Genomic DNA, 25,476 nt, shown 5'->3' with positions numbered 1-25,476 from the left:
TATTTTAATTAAATTATATATTTTTACTACTATATTGAGGAGTATTATATGACATCTAAAATCTTATATTCTATTGCTATAATTTTTCTTATTATTTCTTTTTTTAAAGATAAAAAGAAAACAAAAACAGCTATAATTACCGGTTTAAAATCATTTGAAAATATAATGCCTCAATTTCTATCAATAATAATAATAGTTGGAATGCTGCTATCTTTTTTAGATGCTGAAACTATTTCTCATTTAATTGGTGAAAGTTCTGGTGTGTTAGGAGTTATATTCTCTGCAGTAATAGGCTCAATTACTATGATGCCAACTTTTGTAGCATTTTCATTAGGCAATACATTACTAATAAATGGAGCTGGATACTCTCAAGTTGCAGCTTTAGTTTCTACATTAGCAATGGTCGGTATTGTTACTTTTCCACTTGAGTCTAAATACATTGGTGCTAAAGCTGCTTTTCTTAGAAATTTTATAGCTTTTTTATTTTCTATTATAGTTGGATTAATATTAGGAAAGGTTATGATGCTAATATGAAAACTTTAGTTAATGTTATAAAAAGATATAAAGTATTTATTTTGTTAGTTTTTGTACTTATTCTATTGTTTATCTTTAAAAGTGAGTTTGCTTTTAATACTATTTCTAATGCCAAATCAAGTTTTATACAAATGCTAAGTGTTCTTCCACCAATTATGCTTTTACTTGGTTTAATGGATGCTTGGGTACCACGAGAAACACTAATTAAATTTATGGGCGATCAATCTGGCTTTATTGGAATCCTATTAGCTATGCTCATTGGCTCCATTGCTGCTGGTCCCATGTATGCATCATTTCCATTTACTGCAATATTAATAAAAAAAGGTGCTAAATTTAGTAATGTTTTAATTTTTATGACCGCTTGGTGTCTTACTAAAGTCTCTACTTTATTATTTGAATTTTCATCTTTAGGATATAAATTTACTTTAGTAAGGTTGTTTATAGATATTCCCGGTGTTATTTTAATGAGTTATTTTATTACTTTATTAATGGGAAAAGAAAGTATAAATAAAATTTATACTAAATAAAATATAATTAAAAAAATAAAAATATAAGTCTCTAAATAATATTTTTAAAATAATATTATTTAGAGACTTATATTTATCATTAATATACTTTATTTTATTTTTTAATTATATATATCTGAAAATTCTATATTACATTTCTCAACCTTTGAAGTAGTTAAATTATTCATTGTGCTTATATTATTTTTAACTTCAATTTGTTTTATTGGAAGCATAATTATAAAATCACTACCTTTTTCAAATTCACTTTTAGCAGATATTTTTCCACCTTGTAATTCTACTAATGATTTTACAAGCGATAATCCTATTCCACTTCCATTCCACTTTCTCGTTATTCCATTATCAATTTGAGTATATCTATCAAATATATGTGGTAACTTATCATTTGGAATACCTATTCCAGTGTCCATCACTGATATATATACATTATTATCATTAGTTTTTACACTTACTTTTATGTTCCACCTTTATCTGTATATTTAATTGCATTAGATAATAAATTTAATATTATTCTTTCAATTTTATCAGGATCACACGCTATTATTTCTTCTTCTATTTCTGTATCAAATATAAGATTAATTCCTTTTACTTTTACATATTCTAATATAGACATTGTTATATCTTCAACTACACTAACAATATTATAATTTCCTAGATGAGTTTCAAAATATCCATAATCAATTCTACTCATATCTATTATATTATTTACAAGCCTTAATAATCTATAACAATTTTGTTTAATAGAATTCATATATTTCTCTAGATTGATTTCAGATGATGATATTATGTTTTTAGATTCTATATTACTATTTATAAGTTGCATTGTTGTTAAAATAATATTTAAAGGTGTTTTAAATTCATGCGAAACGTTTGAGAAAAATTGATTTTTCATAGTTTCTACTTCAATTGCTTTTTCATAAGACACTTTTTCTTCTTTAATTAGCAAACTCTCTGTAACATCTCTTCCACTAACAATAAAAATTTTATTACTTTCTATATATTTTATATTACACTCTATCCATTTATATTTTTCATCTTTACATTTAAACTTTATTTTTGTATTTCTTATTTCTTTTTTTATATATATATCAGCGATAAACTTTTTAATCGTATCTATTTCATCTACATGTATAAATTTATCCCAATTTGAATCTAAAAGTTCTTCTTCATTCCACCCCAAAATATCCGTCCAGCTTTTACTTACACGTTTAAACTTATTATTTATATCGATTATAGCCATAAGTTCTACAGAAATATCGAAAAAATATTGTAAATAATTTTGATTTTCTGTATTTGTGCTTTCCAACATTTTCTCCCCACCCCCTATTTTCTTCTAACAAATTACAACTTTTAACTTTTTATCCCAAACATTATTATACTTTTTTTCACCAATTGTTTCAACCTTTTTTTACCATTTATTCAATAAAATTATTATTTTCCCAACAATAGTATATTTTAATTTTAATTTATTATCTTAATTTTAATTTTGTTCAATTATTAATTTATTATTTTTTGCAATAATATCATATAACTCTAATACTTTTTCAGAATCATAAAATATAGGGAATTTTTTATTGTAATTTCCCCATATAGTCATAGGCTTTTTAGTAAAATAAATAGTACAAAATAGAACTTCATTTATATTTAATCTTGTTATAAATGGTATACTATCTTTTGATAACCTATAATATACCCCTTTATCATTGCATTGATTTTTAAAATTTTCTAAAAACTCCTTATCTTCTTGACATAATAATTTTTCAAATTTTTCTTTAGCTTCATCATCTATATAATTATAATAAAAATCTACATACGCATTATCTTCACCATTTAAATCAAAAGCCTGCTCCATAAAACTTATCATATTTTTCTCTTCGCACTCTTCATTAACTTTTAAAATTTTATTATTAAATCTAAAAAAACCTTCATTTATATTTTTAAATCTTATATTAACCTTATCTTCAAATTCTTTTTCACTTATTTCTTTAAGCATCTTATTACCACCTAACTAAATTAAACTTATTATTTATTATATATTATAATTTATAAGATTATATATAAAAGAAGTTGTATCAACATTCAATTGTGTTATAGATACAACTTCTTTTTATTTTCAGTTTTCGTATGTTTTTAATATTCCATCAGCTATAGACCTTTTTGTAGTTCTCATATCCATAGCTTGTTTTTCTATATATCTATGCGCTTCTGCCTCCGTCATATTTAAATATTGAATTAATATGCATTTAGCTCTATCTATCATTCTAATATCTTCTATCTTTTGTAATAGTTTATTATTTTCATTCTTTAATATTGAAATTTTATTAAAGGTAGCTGTTGCTATTTTTAACGCACTCCAAAATATTGCTCTATTCATTGGTTTAGCTATAGTAATTACACCTAATTTTTCAACCTTTTCAGAAACTTCATTATAAATATCTGTTTTAACAACTAAAATTGCTTGTCCTATTCCATTTGATACTATATTGCTGGCAAATTCATCCCCAAATTCATCTACTAACGGCGCATTAATAATGCACAAATCAAAATCTCTTTCTACTAAAAGTCTTCTTGCTTCTCCACCATTTGTTACAGTGACGATTTCCTCATAAGAATTTTGAGAGAGCATTTCAGTAAAAAAGGTTATACCTTTTTTACTACTTGATACAATTAATACACTATCTATAAAAATCGCCCCCTTATACCAGCTTAAATACACTCAAAATACATTTTTTTTATTTCTTCTTTATTTTCCGAACTAATATATTGGTTGTATTCTTCTTCCTTTAAACAAATATATTTACTTAAAACCTCTTCACCTATTGTATTTTTTATGAATTCACTATTTTTTGCAATATCAATGGCTTCCTTAATATTCTCTGGTAATTTTTCTATATTATTTGTTATTTTTTCATTAGCTGTATACAAATTCTCATTTACTTCATCTGATAATATTAAATTATTTTCAATTCCATAAAGCCCCGCACTAATAATTAACGAAAATGCTAAATATGGATTAATTGCTGAATCAGGTGATCTTAACTCCATCCTCATCTTTTCACCTGTTGCTGCTGGTATTCTAATAAGTTGTGAGCGATTTTGATGTGACCATGAAATATATTTAGGTGCTTCAAATTTTCCAAAACGCTCATAAGAGTTTATTATAGGATTTAAAAATAATGTAATTTCTTTTATTTTATCTAAAATTCCAGCAATAAAACTTTCTACTTCCTTTGAGTATTCATTATTATTATTTCTAAATATATTTAAACCATTCTTTGAAATAGAAATATTTATATGAAGTCCATTTCCACTCTTATTTTCTAATGGCTTAGGAATAAATGATGCAAAAAGCCCATTTCTCGCTGAAATCGCCTTTACAACAGATTTAAATGTTAAAAAATTATCTGCAGCAGTTAATGAATCACTGTATTTAAAATCAATCTCATTTTGTCCTGGTCCTTGTTCATGATGTGAACTTTCTGGTTTTATTCCCATTTCTTTTAAACAAAGGCATATTTCACGTCTTATATTTTCTCCCTTATCAATTGGTGCAATATCTAAATATCCCCCATTATCATGTGGTACTGTTGTTGGATCACCATTTTCATCTGTTTTAAACAAATAAAATTCACATTCTGTTCCAATATAAGGCGTATATCCTTTTGAAATGCACTTCTTAATAGTATTTTTTAATATGTTTCTACTATCATATTCAACATTTTTCTTTTCTGGTGTCTTTATATCACAAAAGAACCTAACAACCCTTCCTTGTTGAGGCCTCCATGGAAGCACATTTAATGTACTTGGATCTGGAAATAATAACAAATCTGATTTTGACACATCAGCAAATCCTTTTATTGCAGATGCATCAAAAGAAATACCTTCATTAAATGCCCTTTCTAATTCATCTGGCATTATAGAAATATTTTTTTGGGACTCAAAAAGATCACAGAAAGCAAGTCTAATAAATTTTACATCATTTTCTTCGACAAACTCTAAAACTTCCTTAATTGAATACGCCATACCTTATACCCCCTAATTGTAACTAAGAATATACAATATCTTTTCACTTGAGTATCTATCCATATAGTCTACTTATAATTCACTATTAATAGATATTCTATTTTATTTATAAAAATAACTATTCCCAATATAAAAGACGCTCATCAAATAATTTTCAAAGTCTACAATCACACATAAGAAAATTTCTTATGTAACATCCTTTTCTAAAGTAAAAGTTGCAAGTTTGACTAAATTAATATTATTTTAATCTCACTTGTGATTAATAGTATTAAAATTTATTTGATGAACGCCTTTGTTCATTTCTAATATTATACATTATAACTTTTTTTTAATTAATAAGTTAATTTTTAAAATAATTTTAGTTTTTTTACAAAAAAGTATTTACATTTTTATTTTTCAGGCATATAATACTTACATAAACAGCAAAGGCGCTGTGGACTATTAAATGTCCACAGTGCCTTTTTTTATTAAAAGGGGGCAATTATTATGAAAGATATACCAAATTTATTTGGAAGTTTAGTTTTTAATGATAGCGTAATGAAAGCAAGATTACCTAAAGAGACTTATAAAGCTTTAAAAAACACTATAGCAGCAGGAAAACACCTTGATTTAGAAGTTGCTAATGTTGTTGCCAATGCTATGAAAGATTGGGCAATAGAAAAAGGAGCAACACATTATACTCATTGGTTCCAACCTATGACTGGTGTTACTGCTGAAAAGCATGATAGCTTTATATCACCTGATAAAGATGGAAATATCATAATGGAATTTTCCGGAAAAGAACTTGTTCAAGGTGAACCTGATGCTTCAAGCTTTCCATCCGGTGGACTTAGAGCAACTTTTGAAGCTAGAGGTTATACCGCTTGGGATCCGACTTCATATGCATTTATAAAAGATGGTACTTTATGTATTCTACTGCCTTTTGTTCATATAGTGGTGAAGCATTAGATAAAAAAACTCCTGTTTTACGTTCAATGCAAGCTTTAAATAAACAAGCTTTACGTATATTAAAATTATTTGGTAAGACTAACGTAAAAAAAGTCATTACTACTGTTGGACCTGAACAAGAGTATTTCCTTGTCGATAAAGAAATGTATGAAAAAAGACCTCATTTAGTTTATTGTGGTAGAACTTTATTTGGTGCAAGACCTCCTAAAGGACAAGAAATGGAAGATCATTATTTCGGCACTATAAAGCCTAGAGTTTCTGCATATATGAAAGACCTTGAAGAAGAACTTTGGAAGCTTGGTGTACTAGCTAAAACAAAACACAATGAGGTTGCTCCTGCACAACATGAGCTTGCTCCTATATTTACTACTACTAATATAGCAACAGATCATAATCAACTTACAATGGAACTTATGAAATCTATAGCAAACAAACATGGACTTGCTTGTTTACTTCATGAAAAACCTTTTGCCGGTGTAAATGGTAGTGGTAAGCATAATAACTGGTCAATTTCTACAGATACTGGAGTTAATCTTTTAGAGCCTGGTGATACTCCATCTGAAAATGCACAATTTTTATTATTCTTAACAGCAGTTATAAAAGCTGTTGATGATTATCAAGATTTATTAAGAGTATCAGTTGCAAGTGCAGGAAATGACCATAGACTTGGTGCAGATGAAGCTCCACCTGCTATAGTATCAATGTTCCTTGGAGATGAGTTAACTAATATTATTACTTCAATTGAAAACGGAACAGCTTATACAGATAAATGTAAGAGCCAAATGGAAATTGGTGTTCGTGTATTACCAAAATTCTTTAAAGATACTACTGATAGGAATAGAACTTCTCCATTTGCATTTACAGGTAATAAATTTGAATTTAGAATGTTAGGTTCTGCTTTCTCAATAGCAGGTCCAAATATAATCTTAAATACTATTGTTGCTGAAGAACTTAGCCAATTTGCAGATGTTCTTGAAAAGAGTAATAATTTTGATGAAGATTTAAATACACTTATAAAGAATACAATTAGAGATCATAAAAGAATTATATTTAATGGAAATAACTATAGTGATGATTGGATTGAAGAAGCAGAAAAGAGAGGACTTTTAAACTTAAAAACTACTCCTGATGCTCTTCCATACTTCATTCATAGTAAAAATGTTGAATTATTTACTAAACATCATGTATTTTCTGAAACTGAATTGTATTCAAGATATGAAATATTGATGGAAAATTATTGTAAAACTATCCACATTGAAGCTCTTACAATGATTGATATGGTTAAAAAGAATATAATTCCTTCAATATTAAAATATCAAGGTGACATTGCACAAATAGCAAATAGCAAAAAGCAATTAAACCCAGCTATTCAATGTGAGCTCGAAGAAAAATTACTTTCTAATATTTCAAGATTAGGTAATTATCTTTACGCTAAACTAGATACTTTAGAAAGTTCAGTTTTGAACGCTAAAAATCATACTGATTTACTTGAAATGGCAAAGTACTATAGAGAATCAATATTTATTAATATGCAACACTTACGTGGTGTAGTAGACGAACTTGAAACATTAGTAGGAAAAGATTATTGGGGACTTCCTACTTATGGTGACCTATTATTTGGTGTTAATTAAATATTATTAATACACAATGGCGTGTAATTTTACATTTGGTCAATTATCCATAGTAAAATACACGTCATTTTTTAATAACATTTAATATGTAAATTAAAATTCTAAACACAAGTTATAAGCAATATTAAAAATAAATTTTGATATTTAAAATTTAATAAACTTTATACTAAAATACTTATTTTTAACTCTACTCCTTATTTCTTTATTAATTTAAAATTACCAATTAATTTTTAAAACCTTACTGCTAATTATCAATGATTTATATTTTATATTTACTTGTAACTTGTTACTTATAAAAAGGGGGAATATTTATGTATTCATCATTAGATACAATTTGGACTTTACTAGGAGCTGCATTAGTATTTTTTATGCAAGCAGGCTTCGCTATGGTAGAAACAGGATTTACTAGAGCAAAAAATGCCGGAAATATTATAATGAAAAATTTAATGGATTTTGCCATTGGTACAGTTGTATTTTGGTTCATTGGCTTTGGAATAATGTTTGCAGGTGATGGTTCTTTTATAGGCGGATTAGATTTCTTCATAAGAGGTGACTATAGCAGTTCTATTCCAACTAGCGCTTTTGTAATATTCCAAACTGTTTTTTGCGCTACTTCTGCTACTATAGTTTCAGGAGCAATGGCAGAAAGAACTAAATTCTCTGCTTATTGTGTTTATAGTTTAATTATAAGTGCACTTATTTATCCTATATCAGGTCATTGGATTTGGGGCGGTGGATTCCTATCTCAAATGGGATTCCATGATTTTGCTGGTTCTACAGCTGTCCATATGGTTGGTGGGGTCGCAGCATTAGTTGGTGCCAAAATACTAGGCCCTCGTATTGGAAAATATTCTAAGGATGGAAAAGCTCGCGCAATCCCTGGTCATAGCCTAACATTAGGTGCTTTAGGCGTATTTATACTTTGGTTTGCATGGTTTGGATTTAATGGTTGTTCTACAGTTTCTATGACAGGTGATTCTTCTATATTAACTGCAAGTAGTGTCTTTGTAACTACAAATATTGCTGCCGCAACTGCAACTGTAGCAGTTATGCTAATAACTTGGGTCAGATATAAAAAGCCTGATGTTTCAATGACTTTGAATGGCTCTTTAGCTGGTCTTGTTGCAATAACAGCCGGATGTGATGTAGTATCACCTGTAGGTGCTTTCTTTATAGGACTTTTTGCCGGATTTGCTGTAGTATTCGCTGTTGAATTCATAGAGAAAAAGCTTAAAATAGATGATCCAGTTGGAGCGATCGCTGTACATGGTGTATGCGGGGCCCTTGGTACAATATTAACAGGTTTATTTGCACTTGATGATGGATTATTTTATGGTGGTGGATTTAAATTCTTAGGCACTCAAATCTTAGGTGTTTTATGTGTTATAGCTTGGGTTGTAGTTACTATGACTATTATCTTCTTAATAATAAAGAAAACTATCGGTCTTCGTGTATCTGCTGAAGAAGAGCTTGAAGGTCTTGATAAAAAAGAACATGGTCTTGAAAGTTGTTATGCAGACTTTATGCCTGTTTCTCTTGGCTCTTTAGCTGCAATTTCACCTACTAAAGTAATTGATACTCAAGAAGATACAGTTCCTGTAGTTTATAATACTTCTAAAACTGATGCCAAATTTACTAAAGTTGTGGTTATAACTAAACAAGATAGATTTGAGAGTCTAAAAATAGCTTTGGATAATCTTGGTATTACAGGTATGACTGTAACGAATGTTTTAGGATATGGTATGCAAAAGGGATCTACTGATTACTATAGAGGTACACCTCTTGAAGTTACATTATTACCTCAATTAAAAGTAGAAATGGTGGTATGTAAAATTCCTATTGATGTAGTTGTTAAGGTTATAAAAAATGTTCTTTATACTGGTAAAATTGGTGATGGTAAAATATTTGTTTATGATGTTGAAAATGTAATAAAAATAAGGACTAACGAAGAAGGCTACGATGCGCTTCAAGACGACAACTAAAGTTATTTACAAACAATGGTGATATTCGAAATTTGATAATATCATCCTGAAATATATTATTATAGTTAATGCTTTTGCTACATTTAATAACTATACTTATAGCAAAAGCATTAACTTTTTTATACTTTTAGTAAATATCGTAAATGTCGGAAAACTCTATATTACATTTTTCTACTTTATTTATAGCATTAGTTGTAATTATTTTTTCTTCAGCGCTATTATCTATAGTTTTCACTGGTAACTTAAGTATAAATTCCGTTCCTATTCCTTGCTCACTATAGACATTTATTTCTCCCCCATGCATTTCTATCAATGACTTAACTAATGATAAACCAATTCCACTACCTTCACACTTTCTAGTTAAACTACTATCTACTTGTACAAATCTATTAAATATAGCACCTACTTTTTCTTTTGGTATTCCTATTCCACTATCCTTAATTGACACCACGATAAATTCTTCATCACTAGTCAAATCCACATCAATTTTTCCATTTTTATTAGTATATTTTGTTGCATTTGATAAAAGATTTAACATTATTCTTTCTATTTTATCTGGATCACACGCAATTATTTTCTCTTCTATATCTGTATCAAATGTTAATTTAATTCCCTTATTTTCAATATATGAAGCCACAGATAAAGTAATATCTTCAATTATGTTTACTATATTGTGATTTTCTAAGTTTATTTTATAATACCCTGAATCTATCTTAGTCATATCAATAAGATTATTAGCAAGTCTTAATAGTCTATACGAATTTTGCTTTATAGACTTAATGTATTTATCTAAATCTACATCATCTGCTACGGTAATTTTTTCGTTACTTATATATGTATTAATTAATTGTATAGTAGCTAAGATTATGTTTAATGGTGTTGTAAATTCATGGGATATATTTGCAAAAAATTCATTTTTTATACTTTCCAATTGTAAGGCCTTTTCAAAAAATTCATTTCTATTTTCCGCTATTTTTTGTTGTGTTATATCTTTTCCTGTAACCATATATTGATTCTTATCAGGATTATATTTTCCATTCCAACTAATCCATTTTATTTTACCATCTTTACATTTAAATCTATGTTCAAAATTTTTATCTTTATATCCAACCTTATATTTTAAGGAATTAGCCTTAATAATTACATCTTCTAAATCATCCTCATGAATAACGCTAGCATAATTCATTTTCAACAATTCTTCTTCTTCCCAGCCTAATATTTTATTCCATCTTCCATTAACTTTAATGAATCTAGAATCTTTATCTATAATAGCCATTAAATCCGCTGCTATTTCTAGAAAATTTTGCAGTTCTCTTTCTAATTTTTTTCTATTTTCAAATTCATGCTTTAACTGCAACGATAGCTTTTCCTTCTTAATTAATGTTGCAATTTGATTACATAAAAAATTTATATAATCATTATTAATTTGTTTATTTAAATTTAACTCTCTATATCCAAGACAAAGCAATCCTAATATCTCATTATCAAACTCTACCTTATATACTCCATAATATTTTAAATATTTCTCTGTTCTAACTCTTTTATCAATAAAACTTTGTATATTATTTATTTCTTGTATTTTACCAATCTCACCAGTATGCATATCACTATAAAATTTTTCCCTATTTACATGTACTTCATCTATATTGGCTAAAGTCTCATCAGATAGCCCTACCTTTAAAAATGGAATTAATTTTTCATTATCATCATCATATAACCAAATACTTATACTATCTGCATTCAAAAATGATATAAGTTCACTATCTATATTTAACAATCTTTTAGATTCTAAAATATCATTATTATATATATCATTTTTAACAGTAGATAATTTATTATGCCTATATACGATTTGTGATTCCAAATTTTTAGTTAGAGTAATATCCTTAGAAAAACCACTAATATATTCTACCTCCCCTACTTTGTTTAAAATAGGAATAAAATGAGTTCTATTCCACCTTTTTACTCCATTATCAACTATACATTCCTCTTTTAAATTTTGTTTCTTAGTTGTTATAACTAACTTATCATTATCCATTATATTTTTTAAGTTATCACCTTTGAAGAAATCTGATGTTAATTTACCAATCATATCTTCCTTTTTAACACCTAAGCTTTGGGCAAATATTTTATTTACATATCTATATCTTCCATTTAAATCTTTTATCCAAATCTTAAAACTAATTCTATCTAAAGCTTTCTTTAATATGTCTTCACTATCAAATCTCTCCTTAAATACTAAAAAGACTAGATTTTCAGAATTTATATTTTGCCAATATCCCCGCACTAATACTTTTATTTTTTGTTTTTGTTTTGAAATTACTTCATATAATGTTTCTTCCTCAATAAAACCTTTAATTGATACATCATTAGCAAAAAGATTATAAATATTTATTTCTTCTATTTCCTCTATGGTATAATTTAATTTATTAAGTAAAGCTTCATTGCAATATTTTATTAACCCTTTATTGTTAACAACTAAAATATAGTCATCTAATTTATCTAAAAATTCCTTCATTTCATTCCCCATAAAATTTCAAATAAGCTACTTATATTAATATCAATATTTAATTATATACTATTTTACTATAATTTATTAATATAAACATAATTTTATATTTAAATAAAAAAATAGCAACTCAAAATTTAAATTTTTTTACTGTATTGCTATTCTTAAATCAATATATATTAAAAACAACAATATTAACTTAAATCTTAATTTGCTACTTTAAAAACTATAATTTAATTTTTATATTTTAACAGCTATTTTTCTTTACTAAGCTCAATTTGATAATCTCTAACACTCTCTATTGCCCTAATAAAACTTTCTCCTTCATTAAGATTTATATATAACAGACATGAAACTGTATTGCCTTTCTCACTAATTCTAGTTGTAATTCTAAAATGATCCTCTAACTCTTTAATATCCATTTTATATATTAAATCTAAATGTACTACTTCACCATCAATTTTTACATTTATATTATCTTTTTCTATTAAAATATTAACATTTCTTCTTGTTCTTCCTTCTGATATATTTCCAAATTTAGTGAAAGTATAAGACGCACCATCATAGTCGAATCTATTACTCTCTTTTAACTTTTCTAATATATATTGTCCATTTTCTTTAGCTTTTAAAAATTCATCTTCTTCATAAAAATAATACTTTCCTAAATAATCTAGTGTGTATGTTTTAAATATATTACTATTACTCTCCATACTAATTACCATCCTATAATATTTATAATTAGTATTTGCTAAAATCATAAACATTAAACCTATAAAGAAGGTACTTCTACAGACATATCCTTTGTATTATTTTCTTTCTTATTTTCTCCAATATAAAAATCCCCACTATTTAAAATTTCACAATAATAATATTTTTTATTATTTTTAGTATAATAGTGATCTCCCTCTTCACTATCTGCTCCACTAACTGCTAATACACTCTTATTTTTCCCATTATTAAGAGGTTCTTTTAACTCTTCTACTTCAAACTTCATGTAAGTTAATATACTGTAAATACATTTTATAATTTCTTCTTCATTGCTTCGCTTTAAAGTTAATATTTCTATAATTCCCTCGAAGCTCTTGTCATCTTCTAAAATTTTAATACTATTGAATAATGAAAATACTACTGCAATTCTTTGCTTATTAGTTAACTCTTTAACTTTACAAGCATTATCTATCTGATTAGCTAACTCATAAATACACCTATTATAGTCATAATTATTTAACTTGACTTCTTCTCTCTTTTTATATCCTATAATAATCTTTGCTTCAAAGCTAATAGGTTCTTCCACTCCTAATGGGTCAATATTATATTTCCATTTAATGTTCCTATACTTGTATATATTTTCTTCTTTTATATGATTTTTAACTTTTTTATATCTCTTATCTATTGCTTTAGTCTTTATATGTTTTACTTCTTTTTTCTTGAAGTTTTTAAACCCAAATAAAACCAAAAAAATAGCTAATACGTAAATTCTTATATCATATATTTTAAATATGCTTAAAACTATTATCATTATTGTAATTATTAATTTTGCACCTAAATTTAACGAATTTAATCCTTTGTTATATTTCTCCATATAAAAATCTATTTTCTCATATATATCTTTATCTTTTTTTATATATAACACTCTTTGTAAAATACAGATAAAAAACCTTAAAATAGCGAAAATATAAATTACAATTAAAACATATATAATTGATGTTAATATTACATTTATATTTTTACTTATTAAAAATGCTATTATTTGAATTATTTTTATATCAGGTATCTTTATTTGAGGCATTGATATTATATAATTTGCAATACTTTCACTCCATATATAAACAATATTATTTAATGGAATTATATATAATAATATTATTAAAATTAAAGCTGTAAAAGTCATCATTTTATCTTCCCCCCTTCTACATTTAAAAAAGGAGTTATCTTGGATAAATTAATTCCTAAAGTTAAATTCACTAATGATATACAGTTTGTATATATATCCTTATCTTCTACATTTATTAATTTATATCTATTTAACTTATTCATTATAATTTCTCTATTATCTTTTATAAACTCTCCTGAGCCTATAAATAATTTATGACTTTCTAATTGGTAATCATTATTATATTGAAGTAATTCCTTAGACTTTATCAATGCCTTATCTATCCAATCTGATACCTCGTTTTCCAAATTATCTTCCCATTTTATTCTTATATATTCATAAAAATCTATATTAGTATATTCTGCTGTAATATTATTTGAAAACTCTTTTAAATAATCTCTCACTTTTATTTCTTTAAGTTCATCATAATTATTTAATTGGCCTATAAATCTTGAATATATTGCCCAAATATCACATTTTTTAGATTCATAAAATTTTCTTCTATCATTATAATTAAACAAATCTGTAACTAATACTTCGATTTTATCTTCACTTCTATTTTTAAAATCCTCTGTATTTACTCTCATTTTCTTTAAATTTTCAATTGCTTCATCTATTCCCTTAATTTTCATCTCTATATGTTCTTTAATAAAGTCATAATAATCTGAAATTTGTTTACCAATATATTTTTTTAATAATTTGCCTTCATTTAAATAAATGTTTTCAATACATCTATCTATAAATCTAATAAAATTTTTATCTATACTTATATATTCAATTGAGATAAAAAACAATATTAAAAATAACAATATTACAGATATAATAATTTTACTTGAAGCTTGTAAAAATGTTATATGATTCATAACCAATAGTAAAAAGTATATGTTAAAACAAATAATTAATAAAATCTTAAATATGCTTCCATAAAAATTTGGATAATTATTTATTCTTTCTTTTAATTCATCTTTATAGTTTATAGTATCTATTTTATTTTCATACAAATACTCTAAGGTTTCATTATTTATCTTTTCCTTCAATGACTTAAGAAAATTTTTACCTTCTAACAAACTATAATTACTTACTATAGACTTTAAATCTTTATCAATATACTTCAAACTATTATCATATAATATCTTTTTCCTATTAGTTACAATCTTTTTCACTTGCTTAAGATAATCATTTTTTATATTAGATTCTAAACTCTCTAGTGCTCCTTCAAACATTTCAGCATTTCTATTCCAAATCTTATTTTTCTGCAATTTTATATCATATTTTTCCGGAACTATAAGACTTGGCTTGTCCCAAGTTTTTATGGGCATATTTTCCCCAAAATGTTTAAAAACCTTTTTTCCGTTTAATATATCATAGCTCGAATACAATGTGAAATCTAAATTATCTTCGAATTTTATAGCATGATCTACTAAATCATTTATTAAATAGCTTGAAAATTCCTCTTTAATCTTATCCTTGAATATAGTTAAAGAAGAAATTCCTATAGTTCCTACTTTAAACTCACCTTCATTTTTTAACAATCTCTTGTTATATACAGAAAGTAGTGGTTCTTCTGATGGTAATATAGTTAAGTAAGTTACTATTGATATTATATATTCAAGCTCTTCTTTTTTTACTCTTAATCCATCATTAGCTACAGTATGAGTTATATACATCTTAGAATTAATATTTATCATATTGTTCTTATCACTTATTAGTTCTATTGATGATTTTAATTTATTGATTCCACCTATAACTGCATCTTCTGAATACAACCATTCTTTGTCTAACATTGGCAATACAAATAATGTTACTCCATAGTTCTTTTCTCTATCTACAACACAATAATTTAAATTAAACAGTATTTCTATTAACTCATTTACTGGGAATTTCGAGTCATAAACATCCCAATATAAAAATATATTAATATTTATATTTGAAGTATTTTCAGTTCTTATTTTATATCCTAAATCTACTAACTTATTAATACTTCTTGCACATAATAACTTTTCATCTATTATACGTTGAATATCTAATTTACAATTTTCTAATTTATCTATGTTATAGAGTTCTATTACATCTCTTAAATATTTAGGTGTATCTAATAGCATATCATCTAAAAAATTTAGGGCCTTTTTTGCAGAAGGCCCTACAGAAATTACAATACTTGGTTTAAAAATTTCATTCATTTCAATTACCACTTTTTAAATGAATTTTGAAATCTCAATTTTTCATATGCTATAAAATCACCATTTTTATTTTCTATTAAACTATTATCACTTACTTTAACTTCTTCTTTCTTATAGCTACCTATATACTTTTTTTGTGATTAAATAATTCTTCCTTTGTATATATCTTTTCAACATTATTTATATAATCGCATACATCCTTAGATAAATTTATATTTTTACTTAAGTTATCTATAAATTGTTTTTCATCCTCTCCTATAATTAAATCTTCATCTATGTTTGATATATTATTAACTTCTTCTAAAGATTCAATTTCAACATTTTCTATTGGTAAACAATATGGTGATTTATATCTAAATACAAATTTATTATCTTCTCTTATTAAATTATTTATATATTTACCACCAACTTTTATTACACTTCCATATGCTTGAGATAATGTATATTCTCTAAATAATTCATCTACATCCTTAACTAAATCATCAAGTCCTATATATTTTTCATCTAAATGAAGTGGATATGTTTGATCTGCTAAAAGTTTTAAATAAAATTGTTTATAATGATGAACCTCTGGCAAATATGCTGCACAAGCGCCCATAGTAATATGAATTACATCAATTGAATATGGATTAGAAGTTTCAACATATCTTGCTTGTCTCGATTTTTCCCCCATTTGACTTCTTATCCATTTATCTATTTCCTCATTTGGCTTTATAGTAAATCCATTAGTTATATTTTCATCTCTAACAGATCCTATATAATAACATTCTGTCCACGAAACTTCTGGATTTTTAATTGCAGACCAAAATGGCTTTGAAAGTTTTGCTGTTATATCAAGCTCTTCTTTTATATAGCTTGTAGAATCTTTATTATTAGCCTCTGCATTCTTTCTTAATATTTCAATTATTGTATCATTTTTAATTTTATCTTCAGTATCAACCTTATATTTACATAATCTTAACAGCCCTTCAGTATTATCCCTAATCAATGATAATATATTTAGATTCTCCTCAATCTTTAATTCATTATTAAATACCTCATTTATATTACTGCTTGTCATCATTTGATTTATAATTCCAACTAAATGTTTACCATAAGTACTTTCATAATGCTCTTTATAAAATTCCTCTGATACCATTTCTCTTGAAATTATATTTCCACCATATTTTTTATTAGCTTGATTCATTATTCTTTGTAATTCTCTTTCTATTTGAGGTTTATATTTATGAATATTAGTTCTTATAAAATCTATATCATCTAATTGTCTTTTAATGACATCAGTAACTAAATTAGATATACTATTAGTGATATAATAGTTATTTTTATTACCATTTTCCTTTACAAAAGTATTTACTTCACTTTTACATGAATTTAACCTTTTTTCTGCTGATTCTTTTTTCGACTTTCTTGCCTTATTATAATCTGCTATAGCTGATTTTATATTTTTATCAATTGTGTTAACACTTATAGAGGTATTACCATTTTCTATGCTATCAACCTCTACCTTTAAATTATTACTTACACGCTTTAAAATATTAGCTAATCCTAATAATCCATAAGTTGTTGCTTTTTCATTTACATATTCACTTAACACTTTAGTTATATCTTCTTTATTTTTTTCAAAATTACTTTCCCATAGTATACGTTTTTCTTCTACCTTTTTTTCTAAGTTATTCATTTTACTTAAAGCTTCAGATAACTCTCCACAACTAGCATCCTTTATTTTAAATGAATTTTCATTTACGAAATAATTATTTCTATCTATTTTATCATTAATATTTTTTATTACTTCTTCTACTTCTTCATCTATATTACTATTGCTTTTATTATAAAGACCTTGTAATATATCTAAAGCTAATCTATAAGAACAGTACTTCTTTATATTATCAACAGGTATTTCCATTGATGATGATGAAAATGTACTAAAATGTCTATCTCTCTTCAAAATTGGATCTTTATCTTTACAAATAAAATTTGCATAGTCTGCTCTTAACTGAGAACCTAATTTTGTTCCAATTTCATGGAATAACTGTAATGAACAAAGATCATATATATTTTCTATACTAGTTAACACTCCACCATTTTCATTTTTATTTTCAACAAGATAACAAATATCTAATAATCTCTTTTCAAGAACTATTTCTCCTATATTGTTATATTTAAATCTATATCTTTCATCATTTGGATTTTTTATTGAAGCCATATAAAATTCTAGTTCTTTTAAGGCTGCATAACAATTTGCCTTACTTCTATTTTGAGCATCTAAATCTGATGATAATTTATCATCATAACAACTTTCTAATGTGAACATTCCAATTAAATTAGTATTATCTCTATTAAATATTTTAGATAACATTACTGATACATCTAAAAAAGTTCCACATCCTGTTCCTCCTGCTAATGAACCTACTATATACACCTTATGCCTACCCATATTTTCTAAATAAGCAGCTCCTACTTCTGTAAGAACCTTATATAAATCTACTAGACTATTTTTAGCTGAATTTAAGGTATCATATACAAGCTTTGAATTTTTACATAAATATAACCTTCCTATAGGCCTCATAAGTCCTGCCCCTTGGTCTGTAGAAGTAAAAAAATCTGGAATTATAGGTGGATTTTTAGGTAACCACTGAAAATTAGGATTATTATATGCCCAATCTAATGTTGATTTTATGCCCTCATTAAATCTTAATTGACACTTTTCGTTGTTCTCTATATCATCATCTAAAAAAGATTTTAAATCAGTATCAATAACTAAATATCTTATAGGTAAACTTTCTCCATTATATTTTTTAGCAAATAAATTTTTTAACCTTTTAACAATTTGGAAGCCTGTCCCTCCTAAACCTATAACTAAAGTAGGTAATATATCCTTTGGAATGTCATTTTTCATAATATTTTCCTCCCTAATATTAAACTTAAATTTATTATTTTACTTCTTTAGTTTTATAAAGTATTTAATTAACTAGTATTTTTACTTATTTATCTAAAGCACTTCATATTTTAATTCTATAACTAATTAACTTATAAACAGTCCAATATTAAAAATCTATATTAATTACTTTTTTCCCTACTTTATATGGAATAGTTATTCCTGGCTCATATTTTATTTTTTGATTATTTGTATCATCATTTATTTCTTCAATAGTGTTGTACTCAACATAAAACATATTATCTTTATTTTTATAACTATAAAGTCCTTGAATTAACTTAGGTCTATTTTGGTATTTATTCACAAACTCAAAATATCCAAGTGCATTCTCCTCTTCTTCATCTAAATACAATAATTCTTTTTTGTTATTAATATTTAAATAAAGCCTTCTATTTTTACTTGATAAGTACCCCTCACCTATATTCCTATATATCCCATTTGGATTTATCTTATATTCAAAACTTACAGAAATACACGTTTCTTCTACTTCTAATTTATATCTTTTCATTAAAGCTTTATATACTAAAAATCCTAATAAAATTAAAGTTACTATTGGAATTACCAAATATAAAAATACCTTTAACAACTTTTCAAGTATAAATCCTAATGACGTATTTACATTTAAATTTGTTTTTAAACTTTCCGTAACCTCTATTCCATTATCAGTTTTAAAAAATAACTCTAAGTTTTTTTCCTTTTTATTTGGTATTATAGTAGTAGTTATAATTCCTTTTTCTTCTTTACTTATATTAAAACTACCTATTTGTTCATTATCTTTATCAAAAATTAATACATTTGTGTTTTTATTAATTATTGATTTATCCAATATATTTAAAGCTATATTAGCTTCTTTCCCCACTATAATTCCACTATCACTTATAACGTTTTTATTTAATTTTTTTTCTTCTTCAGCCTTTACAATTTCATCATTATCTAAAATACTTAAAATTATTCTCTCCTTATTATTGACCTTTAAATTAATCATAGGTAAAGGATATGCAAAAAGCTCTGTGTTTTCTTCATTCTTACCTCTTATATTTGCATAATACTTTATATCATCTGTTCCATTTATTTTAAATTCTGCAAATAATATATTTCCATTAGCTTCTAAAGGTATTTTTTCAGTTTTCCCACCTTGATTTACTATGACTTCCCCACTTATATTACTTACTTTTGTATTATCTTTTAATTCAATTTCAATTCTTAAACTCTCATCTTCTGTTATTTCTTCTTTAATATTCTTATAATAAAATGCAGGATAATCATTTATATTAATAATCATTTCTAATACAGCAATTATTCCATTACTTTTATCCTTTGCTATATATCTAATTACATTTTCACCCTCTTCTTTACCTAAAAAAGAATAATTAAATATTCCCTCTTCTTCAGTAGGATTTATGATATCACCATTATTACAAACTATAAATGTACCATCATCAATTTCATTATTGCCAGCATCTATACTTAATTTCATATCTATTGGTATATTTTTAGGTACACTTATATATTTATTAAATTGATTTACTACATTAAGCTTAGCCTTACTTTTAAATTGAACAATTACAGAACTTATTTCTTCTCCAATGCTTTCTATTTTCAAAACACTTGATGTGTTATTATCTAACGTAAATCTATATACTTCATACATATTGCCTGTCTTTGTTGGGTTTATCAAAGTATTATTTAATTTAACATTTATTTGTGGCTTTTTATTATCACAAGCTGCAACATTTATTATAATTTCTTCTGCAAAAGAGCTTAATGTAATTTCCTTCATTTTCTCACTATCTGTTGTGTAATTTTCTATCACTGAAAAATCACTTTCTCCACCAATTATTGCTGTTAATGATTCAAAAAGCTTATTAGCACTTTTTCCATCTCTAAATAAACCACCTGTATTAGTAGCAATTTTACTTAAAAACTCCTCATCTACATCATTAGATAGTGCAATGGTATTAACTTTTATATTTGCTTTAGATGCATCATCTATCAAATTATTAAGTTCTTGAATATGTTCATCTGTAATACCTTCTATTGGCTCTTCCTTTCCATCAGACAATATTATTATACTTTTACTTTCTGCAGTTTCATTTAATTCATCTATTGCCTTTTTTAAACCATCCTTTACATTTGTTCCTTGTTCATCCATTGTAACTTCATTTAACTCTTTTTTTACTTCATCTAAATCTTTATTTTCTTGCAAACCTTTCAACACAGTTACCTTTGTTCCAAAGGTTATTATGCTAATATTAACTTCACTTTCTCTTATGGTATCCAAAACCATACTTCCTGCAACCTTTGCTAAATCCCCAATCTTAGTTTCTGGATTATTCATACTTCCTGAATTATCTAAAAGTATAACTATATTTTTTCTATTATCCTCTGCTAATACTTTAAAACCTTCAAGATTACTTATAATTAAAATTACAATAATTATTATAAGTAAACTTCTTTTATACCATTGAGTTTTATTTTTAAGCATAATTATCCCTCCTATCAAAAAGGCTTTGCTATTTAATCTTATGTTGAGTTATTAAAATTAATTACAATTTTATTTTATTTGTTTAAACTTTCTTTTTATTGGTAATAATATTAACGAAAGTAATCTTGCTTGGAGTAATAAGTCCAATGCCATTACTCACATACCTTAACAAAAGAGGTTATGCAAAATTAATTGCATAACCTCTTTTATTTATCCACCAATTTGTCCTTGTAATCCTTCTTTTAAAACTACCTCTAATAACACTTCCATTTGTTCTGCAGTTGGAGGTTTTATTTCACCTAAATAGTATTTCCTACTAAGGCCAACATATTTATCTTCCCCCATACGATGATATGGAAGAAGGTGTAGTTTTTTAACTCCAGGCAAACTTTTTGCAAATCTTGCAATCTCTTTGATTTCTTCTTTTGTATCATTAAATGTTGGTATAACTGGAACCCTTATAATTAAATTTGCAGTTGATTCTGCAATTATTTTTGCATTCTCTAGGACAACTTTATTATCTTTTCCAATAAATTTTTTATGTTTATCAACATTCATATGCTTTATATCCATTAAAACAGTATCAACATATGGTATAATACTCTTTATTACACTGCTTTTAACTCCAGCTGCGGTTTCTATAGCTGTATTTATACCATTTTCTTTACATACTTGTAATAACGCTTTTACAAACTCTGGTTGACACATACATTCGCCACCTGACAAAGTTATTCCCCCACCAGAACGTTTATAATATGGTCTATCTTGCTCTATCTTCTCTAGTATTTCTCTAACAGTTACATCTCTTCCTATTATTTTACTCTTTCCATTAATAATCATTTCTTGAATATCATAATTTTGTGATTCAGGGTTACAACACCATTTACATTTAAAAATACATCCTTTTAAAAATACTATAGTTCTAATTCCTGGACCATCATGAATAGAAAACTTTTGTATATCAAATATTCTTCCTTTTACATCTAAAATATTCATAATCACTTCACCTAATCCTTAAAATGATTTTTGTTCTGTTCGATTTATAATATCATCTTGAAGTGAGCGAGATAATGATGTAAATAAAGCACTATAACCAGCAACTCTAACAACTAATGTCTTATATTTTTCTGGGTACTTTTGTGCATCTAATAACATTTCTTTACTTACTACGTTAAACTGTATATGGCTTCCTTTCTGATCGAAATATCCCCTAATAAAGCTAACAAATGCCTCCAAACCTGTTACTCCATTTAAAACTGATGGATGGAATTTTTGATTAAATAAAGTTCCGTTAGATGCGATTCCATGGTCTATCTTTGCAACAGAGTTAGCAGCTGCTGTTGGTCCATTTATATCTCTTCCTGCTGCCGGTGATACACCATCTGCTATAGGCCTATATGCTAATCTTCCATCAGGTGTTGCTCCAGTTTGTGCTCCTAGTGGTACATTTGCTGATACTGGATAAAGTCCTGCTTGATATTGTCCCCCACGTGGATTTTTAAAATTTTGTAATGGCTTAGTATATATATAAGCTACATCTCTTGCAAATTCATCTACCTCTTTAATGTCATTACCAAACTTAGGTACACTATCTATAAGTTCAAGCAAATTCTTATATCTTTCCTTTTGATTTAATCCTATTCCCTGTTCACTTATTGATTTAGCTATATTAATAACAATTTCTTTATCAATAGCTTCACCTTTAGAAATTAACTCTCTAATTACTTCTTTAATTAATTCTTCAATCTTATTTACTGATAATTCTTCTCCATAATTATTTTCTAATGCTTCTTTATACTCTTTTAATGTAACCTTTTTTTCATCAAAGACTATTTTTTTAATTGCATATAAAGAATCTGCCATATTAGCAATTCCAAAACCCTGAGGCCCTGTAAAATTATATATAGCTCCGCCTTCCTGAACACTCTTACCTTTTCTTATACAATCATCAATCATACAAGATAAATATGGTAATGGACATCGCTCTCTATGCGCTATATCAATAGCATTATCAGCATTAACTAATAATCCTATACAATATTCCATTTGTTTTTTATACGCATCATAAAATTCTTCAAAACTATTCATTATTGTTACATCACCAGTTTCAACTCCAACTTTAATTCCATTATCATAACCATTACTAAAAACTAATTCTAATGGCCTACACATATTAAAGAATGCAGCATCATGCCATCCATCTGTTTTTCCTGACTTTTGTGGTTCAACACAACCTATTATGTTATATTCTCTAGCATCAGCTAAAGTAAGTCCTCTATTAAGCAATGAAGGAATAATAACTTCATCATTATAATAAGCAGGCAACCCACTTCCTGTACGAGTTAATTTGGCAGCCTTAATTAAAAGATCATGTGGTGTTCCATTCCATACTCTAACTGATAATGATGGTTGAGGTAACATAACATGCATAGATGCTTCAATTGACATATACGAAATATCATTGGTTACATCTAATCCATCAGCATTTTGCCCTCCAGCAATTAAATTTTGGAATAATCCATATCCCGCAAATCCTTCAGCAGATATAGAATCCCTTACCTTATTTAAATCATTTAATTTTACCCAAATACAATCCATTAATTCTTGAGCGAATTCCTTGGTCAGCTTACCTGATTTAATATCCTTTTTATAGTAAGGATACATATATTGATCAAATCTACCTGGCGAAATAGAATGTCCACTAGATTCAATTTGAAGTAACATTTGAATAAACCAGAAAGATTGGCAAGCTTCATAAAAATTAGTTGCACCTTTAGCTGGAACTCTAGCACAATTTGAAGCAATTTTTAATAACTCTCCTTTTCTAAACTTGTCAGAGGTTTCATTAGCCATCTTTAATGCTAACTTTGAGTAACGATTTGCATAATATATAACAGCTTCACAGCTTTGAATTACAGCATGTAAAAAATTACTCTTTTTTATATAATCCATATCTCCTATATTACATCTAGAAAGCTCCTTCTTAACTTGTTCTATAATTCCTTCATATCCAATTTCTAAAACCTTTTCATATTGAACTGTAACATGTCCAATTCCATTGTAATAATAATTTCCTGGAGTGAATATATTATGCTCTATTGCTGTAATAGCTTCTGGGGCCATATATGAAGTTGCTAATTCACTAGTTGTCTTTCCCCTCCAATATTTATATACTTCATTTAATATATTTTTATTTTCCTTGCTTATATAAAATGGGTCTGCATTTCTTTTTTCTATAGTATCAAATTCACCCTCTAACCATTCATAAGAAAACTCTGGAAACACTTGACAGCTTCTTGGTTCTTTCGTTGCACTTCCTACTATTAATTCATCTTTACGAATTGTTATAGGAATATTTCTTAATATATGTGAAAAGTCTTTTGATCTTCTCTTAATTATAGGTTCTCCTTCTGTTTTCTTATAACTCTCAGTTATAAGTCTAGCTCTATCAGATTCTATCTCTGGAATTTTTTCAAATAAATTATTTATAAGTCGTTCAATTCTTGATGATTTTGCTATACTATATTCTTTCATTACCCCACCCCACCACAATATATTTGTTATTTTATGTATTTATTGTATTAATTTTACTATACATAATGGTATTACTCAACTTATATTTCTTTATTTGTTTTTGTTTTATTTGTTTTTTGTTGTTTTATATTATAGATTTAATGAAAATAATTATGATATGTAATAAAGATAGAAAAACTTATGCTATATTAACTTTGATGCTAAATGATATGCCTATTCATGCTGTTAATTTAGTAAAAATTAATTATTTATAAAACAAAAAAGGATTCTTTAAATAAAGAATCCTTTTTTGGTGGCTTACCGGGGAATCGAACCCCG

General features: G+C 26.3%; 16 protein-coding genes and 1 pseudogene. 4 read left to right on the top strand and 13 right to left on the bottom strand.

Going from position 1 to position 25,476, the window contains the following annotated elements; genetic code table 11:
* The first annotated feature begins 48 nt into the window (after positions 1-48).
* Together HMPREF0216_RS06290 and HMPREF0216_RS06285 are read left to right on the top strand one after the other, a co-directional pair.
* Positions 49-534, top strand: coding sequence for a hypothetical protein (locus tag HMPREF0216_RS06290; protein WP_005212614.1), 486 nt, complete (start codon positions 49-51; stop codon positions 532-534).
* Entirely contained in the window at positions 531-1,061 is a 531-nt protein-coding gene (locus HMPREF0216_RS06285) for a permease (protein ID WP_005212613.1), read from the top strand. The genes HMPREF0216_RS06290 and HMPREF0216_RS06285 overlap by 4 nt, the downstream gene beginning before the upstream one ends.
* A gap of 101 nt (positions 1,062-1,162) precedes the next feature.
* Here HMPREF0216_RS06285 and HMPREF0216_RS16265 read toward each other — a convergent pair whose 3' ends face one another.
* From HMPREF0216_RS16265 to HMPREF0216_RS06265, 5 genes are all read right to left on the bottom strand, one after another.
* Entirely contained in the window at positions 1,163-1,468 is a 306-nt protein-coding gene (locus HMPREF0216_RS16265; RefSeq protein WP_051040669.1) for an ATP-binding protein, read from the bottom strand.
* Between the two features lie 44 nt (positions 1,469-1,512).
* Positions 1,513-2,367, bottom strand: coding sequence for a PAS domain-containing sensor histidine kinase (locus tag HMPREF0216_RS06280; protein ID WP_005212609.1), 855 nt, complete (start codon positions 2,365-2,367; stop codon positions 1,513-1,515).
* A 171-nt stretch (positions 2,368-2,538) separates the two neighbouring features.
* Positions 2,539-3,051 (bottom strand): hypothetical protein, encoded by a 513-nt coding sequence (locus HMPREF0216_RS06275; RefSeq protein WP_005212607.1) that lies wholly within the window; start codon positions 3,049-3,051, stop codon positions 2,539-2,541.
* Positions 3,052-3,171: 120 nt separating this feature from the next.
* Positions 3,172-3,774, bottom strand: a complete 603-nt coding sequence (locus HMPREF0216_RS06270; protein ID WP_005212605.1) for an ANTAR domain-containing response regulator — start codon at positions 3,772-3,774, stop codon at positions 3,172-3,174.
* The gene (locus HMPREF0216_RS06265) at positions 3,765-5,081 is read right to left on the bottom strand and encodes a glutamine synthetase family protein (protein WP_005212603.1); all 1,317 of its coding nucleotides are present in this window, start codon (positions 5,079-5,081) and stop codon (positions 3,765-3,767) included. The genes HMPREF0216_RS06270 and HMPREF0216_RS06265 overlap by 10 nt, the downstream gene beginning before the upstream one ends.
* A gap of 486 nt (positions 5,082-5,567) precedes the next feature.
* Between HMPREF0216_RS06265 and HMPREF0216_RS06260 the strand changes: the two are divergent.
* Positions 5,568-7,660: pseudogene (locus HMPREF0216_RS06260) on the top strand (glutamine synthetase III family protein).
* A gap of 311 nt (positions 7,661-7,971) precedes the next feature.
* Positions 7,972-9,642, top strand: a complete 1,671-nt coding sequence (locus HMPREF0216_RS06255) for an ammonium transporter (protein WP_005212597.1) — start codon at positions 7,972-7,974, stop codon at positions 9,640-9,642.
* Between the two features lie 127 nt (positions 9,643-9,769).
* Here HMPREF0216_RS06255 and HMPREF0216_RS06250 read toward each other — a convergent pair whose 3' ends face one another.
* The 8 genes from HMPREF0216_RS06250 to HMPREF0216_RS06215 all read right to left on the bottom strand — a co-directional run bounded on the left by HMPREF0216_RS06250 (position 9,770) and on the right by HMPREF0216_RS06215 (position 25,158).
* Entirely contained in the window at positions 9,770-12,160 is a 2,391-nt protein-coding gene (locus HMPREF0216_RS06250; RefSeq protein ID WP_051040668.1) for a PAS domain S-box protein, read from the bottom strand.
* Positions 12,161-12,405: 245 nt separating this feature from the next.
* A complete protein-coding gene (locus HMPREF0216_RS06245) occupies positions 12,406-12,861 on the bottom strand; it encodes a hypothetical protein (RefSeq protein WP_234088646.1) in 456 nt (151 codons plus the stop codon).
* 59 nt (positions 12,862-12,920) lie between these two features.
* A complete protein-coding gene (locus HMPREF0216_RS06240; protein ID WP_005212592.1) occupies positions 12,921-14,045 on the bottom strand; it encodes a hypothetical protein in 1,125 nt (374 codons plus the stop codon).
* A complete protein-coding gene (locus tag HMPREF0216_RS06235) occupies positions 14,042-16,204 on the bottom strand; it encodes a hypothetical protein (protein ID WP_040419144.1) in 2,163 nt (720 codons plus the stop codon). The genes HMPREF0216_RS06240 and HMPREF0216_RS06235 overlap by 4 nt, the downstream gene beginning before the upstream one ends.
* A 121-nt stretch (positions 16,205-16,325) precedes the next feature.
* Positions 16,326-19,100, bottom strand: coding sequence for a tubulin-like doman-containing protein (locus HMPREF0216_RS06230; protein ID WP_005212588.1), 2,775 nt, complete (start codon positions 19,098-19,100; stop codon positions 16,326-16,328).
* Positions 19,101-19,248: 148 nt separating this feature from the next.
* Positions 19,249-21,624, bottom strand: a complete 2,376-nt coding sequence (locus HMPREF0216_RS06225; RefSeq protein ID WP_005212586.1) for a VWA domain-containing protein — start codon at positions 21,622-21,624, stop codon at positions 19,249-19,251.
* 210 nt (positions 21,625-21,834) lie between these two features.
* Complete coding sequence (locus HMPREF0216_RS06220; protein WP_005212585.1) at positions 21,835-22,620, bottom strand: glycyl-radical enzyme activating protein; 786 nt, start codon at positions 22,618-22,620, stop codon at positions 21,835-21,837.
* An 18-nt stretch (positions 22,621-22,638) separates the two neighbouring features.
* Positions 22,639-25,158: a glycyl radical protein gene (locus HMPREF0216_RS06215; RefSeq protein ID WP_040419142.1), complete on the bottom strand. Its 2,520-nt coding sequence runs from the start codon at positions 25,156-25,158 to the stop codon at positions 22,639-22,641.
* Positions 25,159-25,476: the final 318 nt, after the last annotated feature.

The organism is Clostridium celatum DSM 1785, from assembly GCF_000320405.1.
GTDB lineage: Bacteria > Bacillota > Clostridia > Clostridiales > Clostridiaceae > Clostridium > Clostridium celatum.
Note: the sequence above shows the minus strand (reverse complement) of the source record. Positions and strands in the feature narration are given on the sequence as shown.

What these genes read in the sequence shown, in the direction of transcription:
- HMPREF0216_RS06240 (WP_005212592.1), bottom strand. Translation starts at nt 14,045, where the DNA reads ATGATGACTTTTACAGCTTTAATTTTAATAATATTATTATATATAATT.
- HMPREF0216_RS06245 (WP_234088646.1), bottom strand. Translation starts at nt 12,861, where the DNA reads ATGGAGAGTAATAGTAATATATTTAAAACATACACACTAGATTATTTA.
- HMPREF0216_RS06280 (WP_005212609.1), bottom strand. Translation starts at nt 2,367, where the DNA reads ATGTTGGAAAGCACAAATACAGAAAATCAAAATTATTTACAATATTTT.
- HMPREF0216_RS06220 (WP_005212585.1), bottom strand. Translation starts at nt 22,620, where the DNA reads ATGAATATTTTAGATGTAAAAGGAAGAATATTTGATATACAAAAGTTT.
- HMPREF0216_RS06290 (WP_005212614.1), top strand. Translation starts at nt 49, where the DNA reads ATGACATCTAAAATCTTATATTCTATTGCTATAATTTTTCTTATTATT.
- HMPREF0216_RS16265 (WP_051040669.1), bottom strand. Translation starts at nt 1,468, where the DNA reads ATGGACACTGGAATAGGTATTCCAAATGATAAGTTACCACATATATTT.
- HMPREF0216_RS06230 (WP_005212588.1), bottom strand. Translation starts at nt 19,100, where the DNA reads ATGAAAAATGACATTCCAAAGGATATATTACCTACTTTAGTTATAGGT.
- HMPREF0216_RS06250 (WP_051040668.1), bottom strand. Translation starts at nt 12,160, where the DNA reads ATGAAGGAATTTTTAGATAAATTAGATGACTATATTTTAGTTGTTAAC.
- HMPREF0216_RS06235 (WP_040419144.1), bottom strand. Translation starts at nt 16,204, where the DNA reads ATGAATGAAATTTTTAAACCAAGTATTGTAATTTCTGTAGGGCCTTCT.
- HMPREF0216_RS06275 (WP_005212607.1), bottom strand. Translation starts at nt 3,051, where the DNA reads ATGCTTAAAGAAATAAGTGAAAAAGAATTTGAAGATAAGGTTAATATA.
- HMPREF0216_RS06255 (WP_005212597.1), top strand. Translation starts at nt 7,972, where the DNA reads ATGTATTCATCATTAGATACAATTTGGACTTTACTAGGAGCTGCATTA.
- HMPREF0216_RS06265 (WP_005212603.1), bottom strand. Translation starts at nt 5,081, where the DNA reads ATGGCGTATTCAATTAAGGAAGTTTTAGAGTTTGTCGAAGAAAATGAT.
- HMPREF0216_RS06225 (WP_005212586.1), bottom strand. Translation starts at nt 21,624, where the DNA reads ATGCTTAAAAATAAAACTCAATGGTATAAAAGAAGTTTACTTATAATA.
- HMPREF0216_RS06215 (WP_040419142.1), bottom strand. Translation starts at nt 25,158, where the DNA reads ATGAAAGAATATAGTATAGCAAAATCATCAAGAATTGAACGACTTATA.
- HMPREF0216_RS06285 (WP_005212613.1), top strand. Translation starts at nt 531, where the DNA reads ATGAAAACTTTAGTTAATGTTATAAAAAGATATAAAGTATTTATTTTG.